This is a genomic window from Bacillus sp. FJAT-27445 (genome assembly GCF_001510665.1).
Classification (GTDB): Bacteria; Bacillota; Bacilli; order Bacillales; family Cytobacillaceae; genus Bacillus_D.
Genome location: NZ_LMTI01000013.1, coordinates 3,102 through 4,753, shown reverse-complemented (window position 1 = coordinate 4,753; position 1,652 = coordinate 3,102). Strand labels below are relative to the sequence as shown.

The 1,652-nt window shown below is 55.6% G+C and carries 1 rRNA gene; it reads left to right on the top strand.

Annotation, left to right across the window (positions count from 1 at the left end):
- Positions 1–13: 13 nt before the first annotated feature.
- Positions 14–1,564, top strand: a 16S ribosomal RNA gene (locus tag AR337_RS22490).
- Positions 1,565–1,652: the final 88 nt, after the last annotated feature.

Sequence of the window (1,652 nt, the reverse complement as noted above, 5' to 3'; positions counted from 1 at the left end):
AAACTCATACTCTTTTTTGGAGAGTTTGATCCTGGCTCAGGACGAACGCTGGCGGCGTGCCTAATACATGCAAGTCGAGCGGAGTTTTAAAAGCTTGCTTTTAAAACTCAGCGGCGGACGGGTGAGTAACACGTGGGCAACCTGCCTGTAAGACTGGGATAACTTCGGGAAACCGGAGCTAATACCGGATAACCCTTTCCTTCACATGGAGGAAAGCTGAAAGACGGCTTCTCGCTGTCACTTACAGATGGGCCCGCGGCGCATTAGCTAGTTGGTGGGGTAACGGCCCACCAAGGCGACGATGCGTAGCCGACCTGAGAGGGTGATCGGCCACACTGGGACTGAGACACGGCCCAGACTCCTACGGGAGGCAGCAGTAGGGAATCTTCCGCAATGGACGAAAGTCTGACGGAGCAACGCCGCGTGAGCGAAGAAGGCCTTCGGGTCGTAAAGCTCTGTTGTCAGGGAAGAACAAGTGCCGGAGTAACTGCCGGCACCTTGACGGTACCTGACCAGAAAGCCACGGCTAACTACGTGCCAGCAGCCGCGGTAATACGTAGGTGGCAAGCGTTGTCCGGAATTATTGGGCGTAAAGCGCGCGCAGGCGGCCTCTTAAGTCTGATGTGAAAGCCCACGGCTCAACCGTGGAGGGTCATTGGAAACTGGGGGGCTTGAGTGCAGAAGAGGAGAGCGGAATTCCACGTGTAGCGGTGAAATGCGTAGAGATGTGGAGGAACACCAGTGGCGAAGGCGGCTCTCTGGTCTGTAACTGACGCTGAGGCGCGAAAGCGTGGGGAGCGAACAGGATTAGATACCCTGGTAGTCCACGCCGTAAACGATGAGTGCTAAGTGTTAGAGGGTTTCCGCCCTTTAGTGCTGCAGCAAACGCATTAAGCACTCCGCCTGGGGAGTACGGCCGCAAGGCTGAAACTCAAAGGAATTGACGGGGGCCCGCACAAGCGGTGGAGCATGTGGTTTAATTCGAAGCAACGCGAAGAACCTTACCAGGTCTTGACATCCTCTGACACTCCTGGAGACAGGACGTTCCCCTTCGGGGGACAGAGTGACAGGTGGTGCATGGTTGTCGTCAGCTCGTGTCGTGAGATGTTGGGTTAAGTCCCGCAACGAGCGCAACCCTTGATCTTAGTTGCCAGCATTCAGTTGGGCACTCTAAGGTGACTGCCGGTGACAAACCGGAGGAAGGTGGGGATGACGTCAAATCATCATGCCCCTTATGACCTGGGCTACACACGTGCTACAATGGATGGTACAAAGGGCAGCGAAGCCGCGAGGTGAAGCCAATCCCATAAAACCATTCTCAGTTCGGATTGCAGGCTGCAACTCGCCTGCATGAAGCCGGAATCGCTAGTAATCGCGGATCAGCATGCCGCGGTGAATACGTTCCCGGGCCTTGTACACACCGCCCGTCACACCACGGGAGTTTGTAACACCCGAAGTCGGTGGGGTAACCGCAAGGAGCCAGCCGCCTAAGGTGGGACAGATGACTGGGGTGAAGTCGTAACAAGGTAGCCGTATCGGAAGGTGCGGCTGGATCACCTCCTTTCTAAGGATATTGCCTTCGGGCAATCGGAACTCAGTCCTTCGGGACTGTGATGTTGACGCGCTTGTTTGTTTAGTTTTGAGGGAGCAAT